At 46.7% G+C, this 18,917-nt stretch carries 19 protein-coding genes; 8 read left to right on the top strand and 11 right to left on the bottom strand.

Annotation, left to right across the window (positions count from 1 at the left end):
* Window positions 1-134 precede the first annotated feature (134 nt).
* Both ACXIT9_RS05450 and ACXIT9_RS05445 read right to left on the bottom strand, forming a co-directional pair.
* Window positions 135-1,655, bottom strand: coding sequence for a magnesium chelatase (locus ACXIT9_RS05450; protein WP_458055213.1), 1,521 nt, complete (start codon window positions 1,653-1,655; stop codon window positions 135-137).
* A 1-nt stretch (window position 1,656) separates the two neighbouring features.
* Window positions 1,657-2,757: a vWA domain-containing protein gene (locus tag ACXIT9_RS05445; RefSeq protein WP_458055212.1), complete on the bottom strand. Its 1,101-nt coding sequence runs from the start codon at window positions 2,755-2,757 to the stop codon at window positions 1,657-1,659.
* Between the two features lie 66 nt (window positions 2,758-2,823).
* On the opposite strand from ACXIT9_RS05445, the gene ACXIT9_RS05440 reads away from it, so the two are divergent.
* Window positions 2,824-3,054 carry a hypothetical protein gene (locus tag ACXIT9_RS05440; protein WP_458055211.1) on the top strand — a complete coding sequence of 77 codons (231 nt, stop codon included), beginning with the start codon at window positions 2,824-2,826 and terminating at the stop codon, window positions 3,052-3,054.
* A 94-nt stretch (window positions 3,055-3,148) separates the two neighbouring features.
* On the opposite strand, the gene ACXIT9_RS05435 is transcribed toward ACXIT9_RS05440, so the two are convergent.
* On the bottom strand, window positions 3,149-4,783 hold the full coding sequence (locus ACXIT9_RS05435; RefSeq protein ID WP_458055210.1) for a fasciclin domain-containing protein: 1,635 nt from the start codon (window positions 4,781-4,783) through the stop codon (window positions 3,149-3,151).
* Between the two features lie 258 nt (window positions 4,784-5,041).
* Between ACXIT9_RS05435 and prfA the strand changes: the two genes are divergently transcribed.
* Window positions 5,042-6,115 carry a peptide chain release factor 1 gene (gene prfA / locus ACXIT9_RS05430; protein WP_458055209.1) on the top strand — a complete coding sequence of 358 codons (1,074 nt, stop codon included), beginning with the start codon at window positions 5,042-5,044 and terminating at the stop codon, window positions 6,113-6,115.
* 166 nt (window positions 6,116-6,281) lie between these two features.
* On the opposite strand, the gene ACXIT9_RS05425 is transcribed toward prfA, so the two are convergent.
* From ACXIT9_RS05425 to panC, 6 genes are all read right to left on the bottom strand, one after another.
* The gene (locus ACXIT9_RS05425) at window positions 6,282-7,211 is read right to left on the bottom strand and encodes an AraC family transcriptional regulator (protein ID WP_458055208.1); all 930 of its coding nucleotides are present in this window, start codon (window positions 7,209-7,211) and stop codon (window positions 6,282-6,284) included.
* 139 nt (window positions 7,212-7,350) lie between these two features.
* On the bottom strand, window positions 7,351-8,490 hold the full coding sequence (locus ACXIT9_RS05420) for an acyl-CoA dehydrogenase (protein ID WP_458055207.1): 1,140 nt from the start codon (window positions 8,488-8,490) through the stop codon (window positions 7,351-7,353).
* 105 nt (window positions 8,491-8,595) lie between these two features.
* Entirely contained in the window at window positions 8,596-9,282 is a 687-nt protein-coding gene (locus ACXIT9_RS05415) for a zinc metallopeptidase (RefSeq protein WP_458055206.1), read from the bottom strand.
* A gap of 24 nt (window positions 9,283-9,306) precedes the next feature.
* The gene (locus ACXIT9_RS05410) at window positions 9,307-10,335 is read right to left on the bottom strand and encodes a lysylphosphatidylglycerol synthase transmembrane domain-containing protein (protein ID WP_458055205.1); all 1,029 of its coding nucleotides are present in this window, start codon (window positions 10,333-10,335) and stop codon (window positions 9,307-9,309) included.
* Window positions 10,336-10,683, bottom strand: a complete 348-nt coding sequence (panD, locus tag ACXIT9_RS05405; RefSeq protein ID WP_458055204.1) for an aspartate 1-decarboxylase — start codon at window positions 10,681-10,683, stop codon at window positions 10,336-10,338.
* 21 nt (window positions 10,684-10,704) lie between these two features.
* On the bottom strand, window positions 10,705-11,553 hold the full coding sequence (panC, locus tag ACXIT9_RS05400) for a pantoate--beta-alanine ligase (RefSeq protein WP_458055203.1): 849 nt from the start codon (window positions 11,551-11,553) through the stop codon (window positions 10,705-10,707).
* A 129-nt stretch (window positions 11,554-11,682) separates the two neighbouring features.
* On the opposite strand from panC, the gene ACXIT9_RS05395 reads away from it, so the two are divergent.
* The 3 genes from ACXIT9_RS05395 to glmS are packed head-to-tail and all read left to right on the top strand — an operon-like array spanning window position 11,683 to window position 15,697.
* A complete protein-coding gene (locus ACXIT9_RS05395; RefSeq protein WP_458055202.1) occupies window positions 11,683-12,495 on the top strand; it encodes a glycogen/starch synthase in 813 nt (270 codons plus the stop codon).
* Window positions 12,455-13,825: a DUF4270 family protein gene (locus tag ACXIT9_RS05390; protein WP_458055201.1), complete on the top strand. Its 1,371-nt coding sequence runs from the start codon at window positions 12,455-12,457 to the stop codon at window positions 13,823-13,825. The genes ACXIT9_RS05395 and ACXIT9_RS05390 overlap by 41 nt, the downstream gene beginning before the upstream one ends.
* A gap of 30 nt (window positions 13,826-13,855) precedes the next feature.
* The gene (glmS, locus tag ACXIT9_RS05385) at window positions 13,856-15,697 is read left to right on the top strand and encodes a glutamine--fructose-6-phosphate transaminase (isomerizing) (RefSeq protein ID WP_458055200.1); all 1,842 of its coding nucleotides are present in this window, start codon (window positions 13,856-13,858) and stop codon (window positions 15,695-15,697) included.
* Window positions 15,698-15,922: 225 nt separating this feature from the next.
* On the opposite strand, the gene ACXIT9_RS05380 is transcribed toward glmS, so the two are convergent.
* Both ACXIT9_RS05380 and ACXIT9_RS05375 read right to left on the bottom strand, forming a co-directional pair.
* Window positions 15,923-16,426 carry a hypothetical protein gene (locus ACXIT9_RS05380; RefSeq protein WP_458055199.1) on the bottom strand — a complete coding sequence of 168 codons (504 nt, stop codon included), beginning with the start codon at window positions 16,424-16,426 and terminating at the stop codon, window positions 15,923-15,925.
* Window positions 16,427-16,482: 56 nt separating this feature from the next.
* Window positions 16,483-16,989 (bottom strand): regulatory protein RecX, encoded by a 507-nt coding sequence (locus ACXIT9_RS05375; RefSeq protein ID WP_458055198.1) that lies wholly within the window; start codon window positions 16,987-16,989, stop codon window positions 16,483-16,485.
* Window positions 16,990-17,053: 64 nt separating this feature from the next.
* Between ACXIT9_RS05375 and tpiA the strand changes: the two genes are divergently transcribed.
* From tpiA to ACXIT9_RS05360, 3 genes are read left to right on the top strand one after another with little or no spacing between them, the layout of a single operon-like run.
* Entirely contained in the window at window positions 17,054-17,815 is a 762-nt protein-coding gene (gene tpiA, locus ACXIT9_RS05370; protein ID WP_458055197.1) for a triose-phosphate isomerase, read from the top strand.
* Window position 17,816: 1 nt separating this feature from the next.
* Window positions 17,817-18,650 carry a 50S ribosomal protein L11 methyltransferase gene (gene prmA, locus ACXIT9_RS05365; RefSeq protein ID WP_458055196.1) on the top strand — a complete coding sequence of 278 codons (834 nt, stop codon included), beginning with the start codon at window positions 17,817-17,819 and terminating at the stop codon, window positions 18,648-18,650.
* Entirely contained in the window at window positions 18,647-18,844 is a 198-nt protein-coding gene (locus ACXIT9_RS05360; RefSeq protein WP_458055195.1) for a hypothetical protein, read from the top strand. Before prmA ends, ACXIT9_RS05360 begins: the two co-directional genes overlap by 4 nt.
* The last annotated feature ends 73 nt before the right edge of the window (window positions 18,845-18,917 follow it).

Below are 18,917 nucleotides of genomic sequence, written 5' to 3'. Positions count from 1 at the left end.
TTGAGCGGTTAAGGTTTTCGCTTTAGCGGTGGAAAATGCGCTTTCGGGTCTTTTTATTTTGGGCCGAGGCCCAAAAAAAGCGCAGCAGAAAAGATGTCCTGCTGCGCGTATTACAGTAAGAATACAGGGGCGTCTTATCGATCGTCGTCTTCGTCTTCGAAGTCTTCATCACTCATGTCCATATCGAACATAGAGCTGAAGAGGTCGCTGAAGCTCATTCCGGTATCGAGTAATTTTTTACTAAGCTGGCTGTATTCGGCCAGGCCGTGCAGGACAAATTCCATGTAGAATTCTTTTTCCTTTTCGGGCAGCGTTTCGATATTTTCGGTTACGACTTCTTCGAGGCCGGGAACACTGTGGAGGGCCTCCTTGTAGGCTTTATCTGCCTGTGCGGCTAAAATATCGAGATGCTTGCCCTCACCGAACCAGGAGATCACTTGGAGGTAGGGATTGCCATTTTTCAGGTTTTTCTTTTCAGGCACTGGTAGCTGCTGGGCGAAAAGTGTGCGGATGGCCTTTCCGATGAGGTTATAGGCTACCAGGCCAGCACCTTCCTGCTCGCCCTCATACACGAGCTCCACTTTACCAGTAATGGCTGGAATTACGCCGATGAGGTCGGCTAGGCGCACCACTGTGCTGTCTTCGCGGTTCAAGTAGAGGCGGCGTTCGGCGGCGGAGAGTAGGTTTTCGTAGGCAGAAATAGTGAGTCGTGCAGAAACGCCACTTTTTTCGTCTACGTACTCACTGCTTCTGGCTTCGACCGCGATCTGTTCGATGAGGTCTTTCATCAGTTCAGGGACGTGGATGCGCGCAGCTATGGCCTCTTCCACTTGGGCCTCTTGTGCGGTGATGGCCTTTCCGATCGCTATGGTTTTCGGGTAGTGGGTAATAATTTGGCTTTCGATACGATCCTTAAGCGGTGTGACGATGCTACCACGGTTCGTGTAATCTTCCGGGTTAGCTGTAAAAACGAACTGGATGTCGAGCGGCATGCGCAACTTAAACCCTCGAATCTGTACATCTCCTTCTTGGAGGATGTTAAAGAGGGCCACCTGGATGCGTGCTTGGAGATCGGGCAGCTCGTTAATGACGAAAATGGAGCGGTGGGAGCGTGGAACCAGGCCATAGTGTAGGACGCGCTCATCGTCATAGGAAAGTTTTAAGGTAGCTGCTTTTATGGGATCTACATCTCCGATAAGGTCTGCCACTGAGACATCCGGCGTGGCCAGCTTTTCGGTGTAGCGCTCCTCACGATGCCACCAGCTGATGGGCGTATCGTCTCCATGCTTGGCGATGAGGTCTACTGCTGTGCGTGAAATCGGTGCGAGCGGGTCATCGTTTAGGGGGCTTCCCGTTACTACGGGCACATATTCATCCAGCAGACGTGTCATCATGCGCGCCATTTTAGTTTTAGCCTGTCCCCTTAGACCGAGGAAGTTGATGTTATGCTTGGAGAGGATAGCGGTTTCCACTGCGGGAATCACGGTGTCTTCATATCCCCAAATTCCCTCGAAGACCTGCTCTCCGGCCATCATGGCGCGGATAAGGTTATCCCGTAACTCTGTTTTAATGGACTTTGGGCGGTAGCCCGAGGCTTTTAATTCCCCTAAAGTTCGTATGTGTAAAAGTGGGTGCGTAGAAGCGCTTACTGCCATGTTAAAATCGTTTAGTTCTATTTCTTCTGTAATCCTCGAAAATGAGATTGCCTAATCCTTTTAGGCTACTGTAATAGGCGTTTCCGTTATTTACCTGAGTGAATTCCTTCACAAACTCCTTCAGGTAGGGGTCGGAAGCGATCATAAAAGTGGTGACCGGAATCGAAAGGCGGCGGCACTGCGCGGCCAGGTTTAGTGTTTCGTTCAGAATTTTACTATCGATGCCAAAACTGTTTTTATAGTACTTAATCCCTACTTTCAAGCAAGTAGGCTTGCCATCGGTGATCATAAAGATCTGCTTATTCGGGTTTTTTCTTCGGCGCAGCAGGTTCATGGCCAGCTGCAAGCCTGCTACTGTATTCGTATGGTAAGGGCCTACCTGTAAATAGGGCAGGTCTTTGATTTCGATTTGCCAGGCGTCGTTTCCAAAAACGATTACATCTAGGGTATCTTTCGGGTAGCGGGTCTTGATGAGTTCTGCCAGCGCCATGGCCACTTTTTTTGCTGGCGTGATGCGGTCTTCCCCGTATAAAATCATGGAGTGGGAGATGTCGATCATCAGGACTGTGGAGGTCTGTGTTTTCACCTCTTGGTCCACCACTTCTAGGTCCTCTTCAGTGAGCAGGTGATCCCCTGAGAAGCCATGATTCACATGAGCATTACGTAGACTTTCGGTGAGGGCGATTTGATCTAAATTATCACCAAAAGCATAAGGCCTTCGGTCGGTGCCCCGTTCATCTCCCGGACCCGTGAAGGTGGTTTTATGTTGGCCCCCTTTTCCTTTTTTCAGCTTTCCAAAAATTTCTTCCAAGGCACTTTTCCGGATGGACTGCTCTGCTTTGCCGGTAATCTTAATTTCTCCTTTTTGGTTTTCTTCCGTGAGGTATCCCTTCGTTTTCATCTCCTCGATAAAATCTCCAATACCATAGTTCGGTGTGGTGAGGTTATAACGCTTATCTAAATTACTCAACCAGCTCAGGGCTTCGCTGACATCCCCACCGGTCATGGTGACGAGTTGCAGAAAAACCTGTAAAAGTTGGTCAAAAGTGCTTTTTGTTTGGTCTTTTGGTGGAATGTACTGGGTAAAACGGAATCCTTTCATAATGGCTATATAACAATAATCAGGCCTGCGTAGTTTAGAATACCTTAAACTTAACCAATGACTCCCATGAAAAATTACCTCTTTCCCGTCTATGTGATGACCGCGGTGCTGTTGATCTATGTGACCATGGTCAGCATGGAACTAAGTACCGCTTTGATTTTATTTGTCTTTAGCCTGTCTCCTTTGGGGATGCTCTGGATGGTGTATCGGGTGCTGCGGGCGGAGGTGCCTGTGAAGCATACTTTTGAGGAGCGGTGGTATGAAGATGAGCAGGGTCAGGGTCCACAGGTGCCTTAGTGGGCGTCTTGTACGGTGTGTTCTTTGGCCCCATGGGCCAAAAAAAGGCAGCTTTCTTCGTGAGAGCTGCCTTTTTTAGCTATGAAGTGACTTTTTAGTCTCTTAGCACATTTATATCTCCGCGCATACTTCCGGCGTGTGCTGTACACACATAGACGGAAATGACCTCTGCCAGCTCACTGGTCAGGGTGAAAGATAAGGTATTATCGCCTTCTGTTTGGAAATTCACAGCAGCCTCTTCTTCGAAGCTGCCAACTGTAGCATTAAAAGCGAGTAAGACATTATTATCGGCATCTCGAAAGTCAAGGGGATGTACGCTCATGTTCGTTACTACGAAGGTATAGCGCTGTCCCTCTACTAAGTTGAGCGTGGGGTTATCCTGTGGGTCTCCCGTAATGACATCTTCCATGGCAGCACCTTCGACACCTTCTACGGTGTAGGCCGAGGCTCCTATGTTACCTAGCGTGATCGTAATGGCCATTTCTGCTGCTTCACCTAAAACTGGAGTATTCTCATTTACGGTAGGCCACACACCTGGGTTAGGGACAGATACGCCAAGCGTCTCACCGCGCTCTGCATCCTGACCGAACTTGTAGAGCGGGTTTCCTCTGAAGGAGATTTGTCCTGCTGTAATTTCCATAAATTCATCTACGCTCACAGTGGATGGTACCCAAGTTACTGGAGTAGCGAAAGCAGGCCATATTTCAGGGTTGCCGCCAAAATTGCTGGTGTTCTCCTCATCGTTAATGAAGCGGTAGAGGGTACGTCCAGAGGCGAAATCCACGAAGAAACGAGAGTTTCCATCGCCCGCTACGATCATGCCATCCTCTTCCACGTAGTTATTGCCATCAGCGCCGACTAATTGGCCTACGGCCACCATCAAAGTGTAGTCGGGCTTGGCTACGAACCAGTTATCACCTACGCCATCTCCATTAAAGGTATTTGGCATCATGTCATCACCGGCGAAGTAGTAGAGTGGCCAGCCGTTATAGGTAGTTTGGGGACCATTTTCTGTTTCGATAGTACCGATTAGTGCTTCATCACCCACTCCATCTAAATTGAGTTCTTCGGCGAAGAAGATCGGCCAGTTGTCGGCACAGCCGCCAGAGCAATTATTCTCGCCATTTACGTCAGGAGCGAAGAAGTAGAGGGTGCGTCCCGCTTGGTCTGTGAGCACAGTGCCGAAGTCATCGCTCATGCGTGTTTCTAGGGTGGGGGTCATATCCATTTCAGGAAGTAGCACAGCATCGATAAGATGGATGATCCCGTTAGAGCCGGCGATATCTGCTGAGATAACTGAGGCGCTTTCGTTTATCCTCACAGGATCCACACCTGTGATGGTAAGCTGTTCTCCGTTAAGGGTCTCCAGCATGGTGCCTTCAGAGAGTGTGGCAGCGGCGATGCGTCCTTCTACGACGTGTAAGGTGAGCACCGTGGCGAGCAGATCGGTAGGAATATCGGCTAGGGAGTTCCAGTCAGAGTTACTGGCTAAAAGGTTTTCAAAAGCGGCATTGGTTGGTGCGAAAACGGTGAAAGGTCCAGGTCCCTGAAGCGCCTCGACTAAATTTGCTGTTTGGAGCGCTTGAACCAGCGTGCTCACATCGTCTGTTTCTAGGGCGATTTCGACGATGCTTTGATTTAGTATCATCGGCTGATCGTCTTCATCGTTACATGCGACCATAAATGCGGCCAACATGAAAACTAAAGAGAGAATAGAAAATCTTTTCATGGTATGTTTAAGTTGGATTTAATTTTTAACTAGTCTAAAAGGTAAAAGTTATATTTTTTCCAATTGTTTTATTGGATTTGTTATAAAGTAAAAGGTTTTGATGATGAAGGCTTGGCTTTCAGCAAATTTATTAGGGCTTTCGATGAGGGGTTTGTCTAGGGTGGGGTGATGCTTTTTTGCGTGTAAGGGAGGCTTAAGCGGAAGAATCGGTATAATTATGTTATTTTTGTGTTTTCCAAAAAGCAAAAGAAGTAGAACATGCTTGATAAATTACAGGCACTTAAGGAGCGCTTCGAGGATGTGGGCCAGCTGATTATTCAGCCAGAGGCGATGGCAGACATGCAGGGCTACACGAAGTTGACGAAAGAATATAAGGAGCTAGAGAAAATCGTACAGCTTTATGAGCGGTATAAGTTGGTGACCGAGAATCTCAAGAATGCGAAGCTACTTTTAGAGACGGAGAAGGATCCTGATTTTCGAGAGATGGCGAAAGCGGAGATAGAGGAGCTGCGTCCTCAGGTGGGGGAGTTAGAGGAGGAGATCAAACAGCAGCTCGTTCCTAAAGATCCGAATGATAGTAAGGACTGTATTTTAGAGGTTCGTGCTGGTACTGGGGGTGATGAAGCGGCCATCTTTGCAGGCGATTTATTTCGGATGTATCAGCGGTTTTGTGAGAAGCAAAACTGGAAATTGACGGTTCTAGATTTGACATTTGGGACCTCTGGGGGCTATAAGGAAATTATCAGTACCATCTCCGGTGATGATGTTTATGGCAAGATGAAGTTCGAGTCTGGCGTACATCGGGTGCAGCGTGTACCCGCTACTGAGACACAAGGTAGGGTGCATACTTCTGCGGCCACGGTGGCAGTACTTCCAGAAATGGATGAGGTAGAGGTGGACTTGAATATGAATGATATTCGAAAGGATACCTATTGTTCTTCAGGTCCAGGGGGACAGTCGGTGAACACCACTTACTCTGCTGTTCGGCTGACGCATAACCCTACGGGCATCGTCGTCACCTGTCAGGATGAGAAGTCTCAGATTAAAAACTTCGAGAAGGCCTTAAAGGTGCTGCGCTCGCGTCTCTATGAAATGGAGCTAGCCAAGCATAATGAGGCGGTGGGTGCACAGCGGAAGTCTATGGTTCGCTCGGGGGATCGCTCGGAGAAGATTCGGACTTATAATTACCCACAAAGCCGCGTCACGGATCATCGCATCAATAAAACTGTGTACAATTTACCGGATGTGATGGAAGGAGATATTGCGGATTTTATCTCGGCATTGCGTTTAGCAGAAAATTTAGCGAAGATGAACGAGTCTGGGGTGGAATAAGGCTAGTGCTTCTTTTCAGGTGGAGTTTAGGGCAGCGTTTTTTTATGCTTTGGGCACAACCGTAAACCAGTAAAAATAGAAAGGCGCTGAATCGAGAGAAACAGCGCCTTTCGTGTGAAAAAAGGGAGCCTTAGATGGGGGTGATGCTCTCCCTTATGCTGTTGTTTTATTGTACATTTATAAGCGACTCTCTTCTTCTCATTTTTCCGGCAGGCAAGCCGTACATCATTTTAAAGCGACGACAGAAGTAGGCAGTGTCTTTGTATCCCACTTCTTTTCCGATGTCTCGGATACTTTTTTTAGTGGTGCGTAGTAGTTCTACGGCTGCTTCCATGCGCTGGTATTCGATATAATCCTGTGGGTTTATGCCTGTAAGCATTTTGAAATACTGGCCTACATAATCTTCGGAGACATTCGCGACTTTAGCGAGTACTTTATTAGATAGATCTCCGCCGATATTTTTCTTGATGTAGGTAAACATATCGATGAGGCGAGGATCCTTGAAGTAGGTGCTGTTCGTGGAAAGTTCCTCCATGAAGAGACGGTTCTTCAAGATATGGCGTACGATTTCGATCACGAGCAATTCGGTATGGATCTTGATGACACGCTCTTTACCGGGTACGCTCTGCTCAGATTCTTTCACGATATCTTCTGTGATAGAAGCCAGACGATCGTTAAAACGAATCACGAAAGGTGGGATACCTAGCGAGTTAAAGAAATTGACTACATCGAATACTTTAGCTTCGAAGTTCACGATAGAAACACAGTCTTCTTCTGCGTTTTTGATGTCTTTAAAGCTGAGGGTCTGCAAGTACTTCCTCTTATTTTCCAAGTAGGCCTCATTGTCCATTTCACTTTTCTTAGACGTAGTGCCAAAGGTAACGGACGTAGTTCTTCCAGCTGGAATAAAGAGAATTTCACCTTCATTCACAGTTTCGCCTGCATCTGAAAACTTCAGTGTACCCTGATGTAGCAGGATAACGGTATTTTCAGCATCGTGAAAATTCGTGACGGCAAAAGATTTTTCTACCTTGTAGTTATTGCCCTTTAGGAATCTGACTCCTACAGATTCGATTACTTTATTATAGTATTCCATGAGTACTAGGCTTGGTTGTCTGCTATAAAAGTATAATTTTTTTCTTACAGATCGCAATATAATTCAACAAAAATTTAAATAGCAATAAAAAAAGCCCCAAATCCGGTAGATTTTGGGGCTTCAAGGGCTGAAAATGCAATTACTTGAGGATGCTTCGTGAGATTACGATCTTCTGAATCTCGCTTGTGCCTTCGTATATCTGCGTGATTTTCGCGTCCCGCATCAAGCGTTCTACATGGTATTCTTTTACATAGCCATAGCCGCCGTGCACCTGTACGGCTTCTACGGTCACCTGCATGGCTACTTCGGATGCGTATAATTTTGCCATAGCGCTGGCATCTGCATAGGGCTTTCCCTGATCTTTTAACCAGGCTGATTTTAAAACGAGCAGACGTGCGGCCTCGATTTGAGTGGCCATATCGGCAAGCTTAAACTGAATCGCTTGATGTTCTGAAATCGGCTTTCCAAAAGCCTTACGCTCTTTCGAATAGGCAAGGGCTAGTTCATAAGCTCCCGAAGCGATGCCGAGTGCCTGAGCAGCGATTCCTATACGACCACCATTAAGCGTTTCCATGGCAAAACGGAATCCAAATCCTTCTTCACCGATACGGTTTTCGACAGGCACTTTCACATCGCTTAGCATGATAGAATGCGTATCTGAACCGCGAATACCGAGTTTATCTTCTTTTTTACCTACTGTAAATCCCTCATACTCTTTTTCAACGATGAAGGCGGAGATCCCTTTGTGCCCCAGTGCGGCATTGGTTTGGGCGATCACCAAATAGACACTGGCATTATTACCATTTGTGATCCAGTTTTTCGTCCCATTCAGGATGTAGTGGTCGCCATTAAGTTCAGCAGAAGTACGCTGCGAGGTAGCATCAGAACCTGCTTCGGGCTCAGATAGACAGAAAGCGCCGATGATTTGGCCGCTGGCCAAAGGTTTTAAATATTTTTCTTTCTGGGCTTCTGTTCCGTATTTCTCTATTCCCCAGCATACTAGAGAATTGTTTACAGACATGGAAACTGAGGCAGAGGCATCGATCTTCGAGAGTTCCTCCATGGCGAGGACATAGGAAACGGTATCCATGCCTCCCCCATTGTACTTGGGATCTACCATCATACCCATGAAGCCGAGCTCCCCCATTTTTTTAATTTGTTCATGTGGAAACTTTGCTTCAGTGTCGCGCTCGATAACGCCAGGTAATAATTCAGTTTGCGCAAACTCTCTCGCGGCCATCTGCACCGCTAGCTGCTCTTCGGTAAATTCGAAATGCATATGTCTAATGGGTTTATTTATTTCGTGTTCGGAATATAGCTACAAAAAACTAAAGGGACAATAATCTTGTCCCTTTAGTAAACTCATTTCCGTATAAATAGTTTCTTAGTCCCGATTTCCGAAGAAAATATACACGTAATAGGCTAATGTGGCCAGTGAGGCCAGCGCTGCGACTACATAGGTCATGGCAGCCCACTTAAGAGCGTCCTTAGACATAGCGTATTCTGAAGGAGTAACGACATTTCGCTGTTTTACCCAAGCGAGAGCACGGTTACTCGCATCGAATTCCACGGGTAGTGTAACCAGTGAAAACAGCGTCATCACTCCATAAGAGCCTACGACGATAGCACCGATTAGCTGATAATCTAATCCGATAAGGAACCCTCCGAAAAGCGAGGCGATCAGCACGATGTTCAGAATTTTACCAGAAGCCACTTGCAGGGGCACCAGTTTAGAGCGCATCTCTAACCAAGCATAAGAAGTAGCGTGCTGCACGGCATGGCCACACTCATGCGCCGAGACGGCTACAGCCGCAGCATTTCTTCCATAGTATACATCTTGGCTGAGGTTAACGGTACGATCCTGTGGGTTATAATGGTCGGTAAGTTGACCTTCTACACAGAGTACGCGCACGTCCCGGATACCATTATCGGCAAGCATTAGCTCTGCAACTTCCTTTCCAGAGAGATTTGCCTGAAGGGCGGTTTGTGAATACGCTTTAAATTTTGACTTCAGACGGTTACTAACGATCCAGCCTAGTGCTGCAAAGACGATGAAAATGACCAGAATCATAATCTTAAATTTAGTTTGTAATTTTTAAAACGATTCGCCCCGCTTTTTAGTTGCTTGGGCGTTTAAAATTTTCAGGCTTGCGCCAAAGGCCAGCAGGCCAAGGAGCGCTACGAGTAGGGTTTGTGAGCCGTGAATAATCACAGCAAAAACCTTTCCTTCTGTTAATTCGAGGCCTAGAACGCTAAGGATATATGCCACAAGGGCATGAAATGTGCCGATTCCCCCCTGTACAGGCGCCACCATGCCAATACTTCCCATTACCATGACCAGGAGAACCGCTGAAGCGGACAGACTGGCAGTGCTGGGAATGGCGAGGGCCACCCAGTACATCGTCAGGTAATAGCTTAGCCAGATTCCTATAGAGCTGGCCCAAAAAATAAGGGGCTTTTCGAGCTTGCCGATACTCTGGATGCCAGTGAGCATTTGGCGTGTAAACTGCTGTAATTTGTTCACCCAGCCACTGGCGGCGTACTTTTTGACGAGTATACGGACGGAGATTAGCGTGATGGCCAAAGCAGCTAGGAGCAAGGGGAGATTATTTCGGAGGCTTTGAGCCAGGGTACTGAGGTCTACAAGATCTGCAAATAGCTGTAGGAACAATTTCGCTTCCAGCAGAAAGGCGATGCCGATAGTGGCCAGCAAAAACAGTAGATCTAAGCTTCGCTCTACGACCACTGTGCCGAGTGTTTGGCTGATAGGTTTTCCACTTAGTCGGTTTACGGCGGCACAGCGGGCCACTTCCCCAGCGCGTGGCAGCAGGAGATTGGTGACATAGCCGATCATCAGGGCCCAAAAGCTATTCAGGGTGCTGATGGAGTCGGTGTTTGCGTCGGTATTAAGCAGGAGTTTCCAGCGGTAGGCGCGCAGCCAGAAGCCGTAGATGCTAAGCAGGATCGAGGCGATAAACCAGCCGCGATGCAGCTCCGCAAGGGCTGAAGTGATAAGCGAAAAGTCGAGATCTTTATAAAGTAACCAAAAAATCCAGCCTGCAAGGGCCAGCGAAAGGGCTACTTGCAGGCTCTGTTTAAGTCGTTTCGGTAGCACGAGGCCCATTTAGATGAGTCGGTTATGATCGTCGGGGAAGAGGACGATCGGCTTGTGTGTTTTAGCGAGGCTTTTTTCCATGCTCGCGTAGGAGATGATGATGACGATATCTCCGACTTGCGCTTTGCGCGCAGCGGGGCCATTTAGGCAGATCATACCGGTACCACGCGCTCCTTTAATGACATAGGTTTCGAGACGTTCTCCATTATTGATGTTAACGATCTGGACCTTTTCATTTTCGATCAGGTCGGCGGCATCCATCAGGTCTTCATCGATGGTGATGCTACCGACGTAATGGAGTTCGGCTTGGGTGATGCGTACTCGGTGAATTTTCGATTTTAGAACTTCGATGAACATGTTCAGAAATTTTCGCGCAAGTTAATTAATTAGGATGAGGTTATCTATTAATCGTATTTCTCCTATGAAGGCGGCGATGCAGAGGGCTTGTTTTTCCGCGCTTCCCAGGCTTTGGGTGGCCTGAAGATCAGGAAGATCTACCCATTCGAGGTAGACCACCTTTAGGTTGGGGATGGCTTCAAGCTTCTCGCAGGCGTTTTTTTGGGCTGTGGCCCAATTTTCCCCCCTTAAAAGGGCAGCTTTTACCTCAGTGAGGGTGCGATAGAGTACACTTGCTTGCTTTCGCAGCTCGGGGCTTAAGCGTCTATTTCGGGAGGACATGGCTAGACCATCGGTTTCGCGTACTGTAGGGGCGATATCCAAGGTGATAGGAAATCCGAGATCGCGTATGAGCCGGTCTACGATGGCGCACTGCTGCAGGTCCTTTTGGCCCATGATAACCCGATCGGGCTGGAGGGTATGAAATAGCTTGGAAAGGATGATGCCTACGCCGCTAAAATGTCCGGGCCTTGTGGCGCCTTCCATCATTTGGTCCAGCGGACCAAAGTGTATGTGCAGCTCTGTTTTTTCAGGGTAAATCTCCTGGACTTCTGGTAAATATACAGCATCAGCACCTGCTTTTTCTAATAAAAGTAGGTCATTTTCAAAATCTTTCGGATAATTTTCGAAGTCTTCTTGACTGTTGAATTGTAAAGGATTTATGAAAATAGATGCGAGGATAATATCGGAAGATTTAATGGCGTGACGTAATAAAGACAGGTGTCCGTCGTGTAATGCGCCCATAGTGGGAACGAAAGCTATGGTTTTTCCTTCTTTTTTCAGAATGCTTGCGTAGTGAAATGCTTCCTTTTGGGTGCGTAAAACCTTCACGAATGATCGGGTTAAGGGGTTTAAAATAGGCGCAAAGCTATGGTATTCCAGTTAAAAACAATGGAAAAATGCTGTTTTTTTTGTAACTTTGTAGTCCCGTTTTATCCCTAAACAAAAAACAAGTAGATTATGTCTAAACTTCGAATTCTTTATGTGGCCAACGAGATTAACCCTTTCCTTGAAACTTCTGAAGTAGCGAATTTCGTTCGTGCACTTCCAGCGGCGATGCAGGAAATGGGAATGGAAATCCGAATTTTAGTTCCTAGATTTGGTTTGATTAACGAGAGGAGAAACAGGTTACATGAGGTCGTTCGATTATCGGGAATAAATATTTCTGTGGGTGAGGAGGAAAAGCCGCTTATCATAAAGGTAGCCTCGATTCCTAATGCTAGGCTCCAGGTTTATTTTATAGATAATGACGATTATTTTCAGCGTAAGAGTGTCTTTCATGACAAGCAAGAACGCTTTTATGATGATAATGATGAACGTGCGATTTTCTTCTGTAAGGGTGTATTAGAAACGGTTAAAAAACTAGGTTGGGCTCCAGATATTGTGCACTGTAACGATTGGATGACGAGCTTAATACCTTTATATTTAAAGACTACATACAAAAAAGAGCCGTTATTTAAGGATACAAAATCCGTGTTTGGTATTTATAATACAGGATTTAACCATAAATTTGGCGATGATTTGTTCGAGAAGGTCAAGATGGTAGATATCGATGATAAGGTATTGGCACCCCTGGCTACGAAAGATTATGAAGGGTTTCTAAAGATCGGCATGGAGTATGCCGATGTAGTGATCAAGAATAAAGATATTTCGGAAGACTTGAGCAAAGTTATCGAAGAATGTTCTAAAGACAAGAAGTGTGAGATTAACAGCGAAGAAGAAGAGAAACTTTTTGAAAGTTACTACAATATTTACACGGAACTGGCTGGTTAAAGGCTTGTTTCTATTTATCGTTTTGGGGTATCAGTCTTGTGCTGACCCCTCTACGATAGGTTTAGACATCGATCCAAATGGGAATCAAATAGGGGTCTTCTATGCTGAAGTACCCCTTTCTGCATCTGTAGTCTTATTAGATTCCCTGAATACTACGAATCAAGGGCGCTTAATCGTGGGAGGCAGTTCAGATGCATTTTTCGGAGATACGGAAGGGATCGGCTATTCTAGAATGGCGATCAATCCCACTGCGGTGCTACCGAATGCCACGGCTACACTAGATTCTGTCACCTTCACCTTCCGGGTGGAAAGCGTGATCGCAAGAGATTTAGCCCGTCCACGCTCCTTATCGGTGCATCTGCTCGAAGAGCCCCTGCTCGATACGATGTATTACAATTTTAGCGCGCTCAAGTTCTCAGAGGAGGCGGTGGCTTCTGGTCGCTTTAATTTTCAAGCAAGGCAAGACACGACTTTAACGGTCTCTGTAGATGAAGTTTTCGCGCAGGAGTTGTTTACTGCTATGCGTGACGGATCTACCTTTAATAATTTATTCTCTTTTAGGCGGTTTCTTCCGGGGATCGCAGTGAAAGGAGATCCTGACGATGAGGGCTCGGTAAATATCTTGGTGGGAAATGCGACAGGGTTTTCAGTCTTTTTTAGAAATCAAGGTGATACAGTTACGCGGAATTACTCGATTAATTTAGGTCAGTCACGCCACTTTAACCAAGTGAAGCACGAAGCTGCCGGAACACCGTTAGAAGTTGTGAATAGGCCTTTGGTGTCTTTTCCATTAGACGGCAGAGTAGGGATTAAATCGAGCCTGGGGCTCGTTATTCGAGTAGACACTTCTCCACTACAGTCTTTCTTCGATACGCTTCCAAATGTAGCCTTTAATGATGTGCGCATGGAAATCGGTGGTGTAGACTCCGGAGGCGGAGATCTAGTCCCTCACGATTTTTTGCAGATGTACTTTACAAATGAGACGAATCGAATTCTAAGGAGACCGATAGATGGTGCCGAGATTTCCGTACAAGCAGATGGACAGCCTCAAGTGAATCAGTCCGAGGAGGGGGATTTACCGGCTACAAGTGCCCCCGCCCTTTTAGCGTATAGCAGTGATAATCGAATTTTTACCCAGAGGATTACGAGTTATACAAATGCGGTTTACAGGGGAAATTTACAACGTACCGATTGGCTGCTTTTCCCAAGGGTTCGCCAGGGGACCTCAGGAACACGGGATGATTTACGTGCATCATTTAGGCAGTTTACGGCGGATGATGAGCGTTTTGTTCTGAAAATTTTCTATTCAACCATCAACCAAACAAACTAAGAATTTATTTTTAATTAAACTTTTGTAACTATGTGCGGAATTGTTGCTTATGTAGGCCAAAAAGAGGCGCTACCCGTCATTATTAAAGGGCTAAAGCGTTTGGAGTATAGAGGATATGATAGTGCGGGTGTAGCACTGCTAAACGAAAATGGGCTAAGTATTTACAAGAAAAAAGGAAAGGTAAGTGAGTTAGAAGCTCACTTAGATACTTTTAGCTCCTTAAACTCTAAAATCGGGATAGGGCATACACGTTGGGCTACTCATGGTGAGCCGAATGATGTGAATGCGCATCCTCATTATTCTTCAAGTGAGCGCTTTGCGATGATTCATAATGGGATCATTGAGAACTACGAGGTCCTTAAAACAGACTTGCAGAATAAAGGCTATGTTTTCCATAGTGAGACAGATTCCGAGGTTTTCATTAAGTTCATCGAGGATATTCACAGAAATAATGACTGTTCTTTAGAAGAGGCAGTACGTTTAGCACTCCATAAGGTAGTAGGTGCTTATGCGATTGTGATCATGAATAAGGAGGAGCCCGACACTTTAATTGCTGCGCGCAAGGGCAGCCCGCTTGTCATCGGTGTAGGCGAAGAGGAGTATTTTTTAGCTTCCGATGCCACCCCTATTATCGAGTACACGAATAAGGTCATTTATTTAGATGATTATGAAATCGCCGTGATACGCCAAAATCAGCTGCAGATTAAGACGATAGAAAATGTGGAGACTCACCCTTATATCAACCAGTTAGAGATGGAGTTAGAGGCCATCGAAAAGGGAGGGTATGATCACTTCATGTTAAAAGAGATTTATGAGCAGCCGCGTTCCATTGCTGACTGTATGCGTGGGCGTTTAGATGCTTCTAGTGGCCGTTTAGTAGTAGGCGGACTTCGGGATTACATGAACAAATTCCAAAATGCGCAGCGTATTATCATTACGGCTTGTGGGACCTCATGGCATGCCGGTTTAGTGGCGGAGTATTTATTCGAGGAATTTGCACGTATCCCCGTAGAAGTAGAGTATGCTTCTGAGTTTCGCTATAGAAACCCGGTCCTAAACGAAAATGATTTTGTTATCGCGATTTCCCAGTCCGGAGAGACAGCAGATACCTTGGCGGCGATAGAACTGGCAAAATCGAAGGGTGCTACGATATTTGGTGTATGTAATGTGGTGGGTAGTTCTATCGCACGTGCCACGCATGCAGGTTCTTACACCCATGCAGGACCTGAAATCGGTGTAGCTTCCACGAAAGCTTTTACTGCGCAGATTTCTGTGCTCACATTGATGGCGCTAAAACTGGGCTATCAGCGAGGCATGATCGCCGAGACACGCTATATGGAGCTGTTGCATGAATTAGAGACAATTCCTGGAAAAGTGGAGAAGGCATTGCAGCTTAACGAGCAGCTGATTAAAATCGCTGAAATTTATAAAGACGCCCGTAACTTCCTTTACTTAGGACGTGGCTATAATTTCCCTGTCGCTTTAGAAGGGGCTCTCAAGCTAAAGGAGATTTCCTATATCCATGCAGAAGGCTACCCAGCAGCAGAAATGAAACACGGCCCTATCGCGCTAATTGATGAAGAGATGCCAGTGGTTTTTATTGCGACAAAGGATAGTAGCTACGAAAAGGTCGTAAGTAATATCCAAGAGGTGAAAGCGCGAAAAGGAAAAATCATCGCTGTAGTGACAGAGGGAGACACTACGGTAAAAAATATGGCCGATCACGTGATCGAGGTTCCTTCTACTGAGGAGGCTTTTGTGCCGCTCATTTCTGTGGTACCTCTTCAGCTTCTTTCGTATCACATCGCCGTGATGCGCGGATGTAATGTAGATCAGCCCAGAAACCTCGCTAAGTCGGTAACGGTAGAATAAGCTTCGGCTTTTTCTATAAGCACCTGTAACAGCCCCTATTTCTCATGTTTGTTCGCAAGCATTCGGAAGTAGGGGTCTTTTTGTGTCATTTTGACTCAAAAGCATAAGTTTTTCAGCATGCCGTAGGCTCAGAAAAAGGTCCTCATAGCAGTCGGTTACCTTTTCGGCTGCAAGGTGTGGCAATAGATAGTGGATCGTGTAAAAATTTTTGGATCTCGAGTAAGATCAGGCCTTTAGGAGCTTGAGCTCTCCATTTCGCTTGATGATTTTTACCTCGAAAAAGCTGTTGATCAAACGTTTAGCTTGATTTTCTGCCCAAATGGCCTGCTGTTCATGTTCGTAAAGAAAGCTAAGTCTCAGGCAGCTTTTTATAAAAGCAGGGTCTTGGCCGAGCTGGCGCATCCAAAGACGCAGGGTAGCGCACCAGTCGTCTTGGAATTTTTCAAAGTGGCTTCGTCCATCAAATAATAATTCCAGCTGATTAGAGCCAAAACGCAATCTGTAAATACCTGATAGCTGGGCATAAAGCAGAGATAGCGAGGCATCCGGAACTTCTTTTCTGGTAAGGATCGCCATGTAAGTAGACTCTGGAAGCTGTAAGGGATTAAAATAGGCGACATAAGAACGGATAATTTCCTCCTTCATAAGGGCAATACCCTCTTCTAGCAGGGCACTTTGCGCCTGCCGCAGGATATAATTTTTATCTAAAGGAAACAATTTCGCTATCATACCGATATTTTCTGCAAGTTAGCAGATAGGAAGCGAAAACGAAAACGTAGGGCCATTTAATTCTCTTCTTCTAGGCTGGCGATTAGTTCAGCGGCTAAGGCATGTTCATACCCCTTGCCTAAGAGATAGCGCAGAAGGGCCTGTTTTTCCTTAAAAGTATCCTTTCCCTTTCTATTCGCCCACTTCTTCTGGGCTAATGCCTGCATTTTTTCCCAGTAAGTTTCTGGGTCTAGTTCCTTCAGGGCGATTTGGATAAGGCGAGGGCTGATGTCACGGCGCTTGAGCTCTAGCGTGATTTTTACTCGGCCCCAGTGATTTTGAGAAAATTTTCCCCTGGTAAAGGCTTTTGCAAAGCGCTCCTCGTCAAGGAATTTTTCGGTGATCATCAGCGAGATCAGCTCTTCCGCATCGTCACCGTAAATCCCACGTTCTCGGAGCTTGGCACGAACTTCCTGCTGGCAGCGGTCCTGGTAGGCGCAGTAGGCCGCGATTTTGAGTTTTGCCTCCTTAAAGGACCATCTTTTTGGGGCTCTCTCCTCGCTTTCTTTTCCAGACTGATACATTTTGCGTAATTTAGGCTGTTAATTTAGCAAATATTATTCTCTTCACTATAAACCTATTTGATGTATGCGTGAGAAAATCGTAGCAGGAAACTGGAAAATGAATCTGTCCTTCGAGGAAGGACAAAAGCTGACTTCTGAAATCGTTCAGATGTTCCGAGATGAACGTCCTGCTGGTGTGAAACTGGTACTTAACCCTCCTTTTCCGCACCTTTACCCTGTGAAAAAATTAATTGGCGATACGGCGAATGTCTTTTTAGGTGCTCAAAACTGCTACGATAAGGCTTCCGGTGCGTACACCGGGGAAGTTCCTGCTGGCATGCTGCGCAGCTTCGGTGCCCATTTCGTTATCCTCGGACATAGTGAGCGGAGAGCTTATTTCGGAGAAGATAGTGCCTTCCTGTTAGAGAAAACGAAACAGGCATTGGCCGCAGGCCTTCGCCCCATCTTCTGCTGCGGAGAGCCTTTAGAAATCCGCGAGGCCGATACGCACGTGGCTTTTGTGGTGAAGCAACTGGAGGAGACCGTCTTTCAGCTGACTGCCGAGGAGTTCGCGCAGGTGGTGATCGCGTATGAGCCGATCTGGGCGATAGGTACGGGTAAGACAGCTTCTGCAGAGCAGGCTCAGGAAATGCATGCCGCACTGCGTGCCGAAATCGCGAAAGCGCAAGGTTCAGCTGCCGCTGATGCCTGTCCGATTCTGTATGGGGGTAGCTGTAATGCCGAAAATGCCGCCTCTATTTTCGCCAAGGCGGATGTGGATGGTGGTCTCATAGGAGGTGCCTCCCTGAAGTCTCGTGATTTTATCGCTATCGCTAAGTCCTTTTAAGATGGAGTTTATCGGATATGAAATTCGGTGTGCCGATCCTTTTCAGGAGATTTTGATCGCTGAGTTGGCAGAGGTGGGCTTCGACTCCTTTATGGAAATCGAGGGCGGCATAGAGGCCTACGCTCCGGCTTCGGCTGTAGATGTAGCGGAGGTAGCAGCCGTTTTCGAGCGGTATCAGGAAAGCGCAGCACTTCAAGTGACGGAAAAGCGCGTTCCGAAAACCAACTGGAACGAAGAATGGGAAAAGCATTATGATCCTATCTTCGTGGGGGATCAGGTGTACATCCGCGCGTCCTTCCATCCTGCTCAGCCCTCTTATCCGCATGAGATCCTGATCAACCCTAAAATGTCTTTTGGGACGGGGCATCATGCCACCACGCATCAGATGATTACTTTTCAGCTGGAGCTTCCGCATGCTGGGAAATCGGTGCTAGATGCTGGCTCGGGCACTGGGATTCTGGCGGTTATGGCTGCTAAGCTAGGTGCTGCTCGTGTGGAAGCTTTCGATATCGACCCCTGGTGTGTGGAAAATGGGAATGAAAATTTTGCATTAAACGGCTTAGCAGATCGCGTGGAAATGGAGCTGGGTACGATTCGCGAGGTGCCACTTCGAGGTCCTTACGAACTGCTCTTAGCGAATATTAATAAAAATGTTCTTCTCGATGAGCTCCCTGTTTATGCGGCCCTTCTGGCGCCGGACGGGCATTTGCTGTTAAGCGGCTTTTACGAAGAAGACATTGCCGACCTGGAAGAGGCAGCAGCATCGCTGCAGTTAAAACCTGTTAAAAAGTCCGTCAAGGACCGCTGGGCGGCACTAATCTTTCAGCCGATATGAGTGAATTGACCTTCTATGCAGTGGCCTTCCTGCTCTTACTCGGACATACGCTGGCAGCGGCGTTTATGTATAAAAAAGTTCATGCAGACGAAGCCTTAGGCACGCTGGAAAAGAATGAGTGGAAGCTGAAGGCACTCCTTTTTCCAGCGTTTTATTGGTTTCAGTACCTGCAGCGGAAGCAAAGAGGACAGTAAGTGTAAAGACACCGAAATAAGCCCTTCTATTTTATGTAGGAGGGCTTATTTTTCTTTGCCCCCAGGGCAAAAC

Source organism: Nitritalea sp. (genome assembly GCF_054166705.1).
The sequence above is the reverse complement of the archived record's forward strand: the minus strand, read 5'-3'. Positions and strand labels throughout refer to the sequence as shown.

Excerpts from the sequence above, each read along its gene's own strand:
- ACXIT9_RS05450 (WP_458055213.1), bottom strand. The coding sequence starts at position 1,655 with ATGGCAGTAAGCGCTTCTACGCACCCACTTTTACACATACGAACTTTA.
- ACXIT9_RS05445 (WP_458055212.1), bottom strand. The coding sequence starts at position 2,757 with ATGAAAGGATTCCGTTTTACCCAGTACATTCCACCAAAAGACCAAACA.
- ACXIT9_RS05440 (WP_458055211.1), top strand. The coding sequence starts at position 2,824 with ATGAAAAATTACCTCTTTCCCGTCTATGTGATGACCGCGGTGCTGTTG.
- ACXIT9_RS05435 (WP_458055210.1), bottom strand. The coding sequence starts at position 4,783 with ATGAAAAGATTTTCTATTCTCTCTTTAGTTTTCATGTTGGCCGCATTT.
- prfA (WP_458055209.1), top strand. The coding sequence starts at position 5,042 with ATGCTTGATAAATTACAGGCACTTAAGGAGCGCTTCGAGGATGTGGGC.
- ACXIT9_RS05425 (WP_458055208.1), bottom strand. The coding sequence starts at position 7,211 with ATGGAATACTATAATAAAGTAATCGAATCTGTAGGAGTCAGATTCCTA.
- ACXIT9_RS05420 (WP_458055207.1), bottom strand. The coding sequence starts at position 8,490 with ATGCATTTCGAATTTACCGAAGAGCAGCTAGCGGTGCAGATGGCCGCG.
- ACXIT9_RS05415 (WP_458055206.1), bottom strand. The coding sequence starts at position 9,282 with ATGATTCTGGTCATTTTCATCGTCTTTGCAGCACTAGGCTGGATCGTT.
- ACXIT9_RS05410 (WP_458055205.1), bottom strand. The coding sequence starts at position 10,335 with ATGGGCCTCGTGCTACCGAAACGACTTAAACAGAGCCTGCAAGTAGCC.
- panD (WP_458055204.1), bottom strand. The coding sequence starts at position 10,683 with ATGTTCATCGAAGTTCTAAAATCGAAAATTCACCGAGTACGCATCACC.
- ACXIT9_RS05395 (WP_458055202.1), top strand. The coding sequence starts at position 11,683 with ATGTCTAAACTTCGAATTCTTTATGTGGCCAACGAGATTAACCCTTTC.
- glmS (WP_458055200.1), top strand. The coding sequence starts at position 13,856 with ATGTGCGGAATTGTTGCTTATGTAGGCCAAAAAGAGGCGCTACCCGTC.
- ACXIT9_RS05380 (WP_458055199.1), bottom strand. The coding sequence starts at position 16,426 with ATGATAGCGAAATTGTTTCCTTTAGATAAAAATTATATCCTGCGGCAG.
- ACXIT9_RS05375 (WP_458055198.1), bottom strand. The coding sequence starts at position 16,989 with ATGTATCAGTCTGGAAAAGAAAGCGAGGAGAGAGCCCCAAAAAGATGG.
- tpiA (WP_458055197.1), top strand. The coding sequence starts at position 17,054 with ATGCGTGAGAAAATCGTAGCAGGAAACTGGAAAATGAATCTGTCCTTC.
- prmA (WP_458055196.1), top strand. The coding sequence starts at position 17,817 with ATGGAGTTTATCGGATATGAAATTCGGTGTGCCGATCCTTTTCAGGAG.
- ACXIT9_RS05360 (WP_458055195.1), top strand. The coding sequence starts at position 18,647 with ATGAGTGAATTGACCTTCTATGCAGTGGCCTTCCTGCTCTTACTCGGA.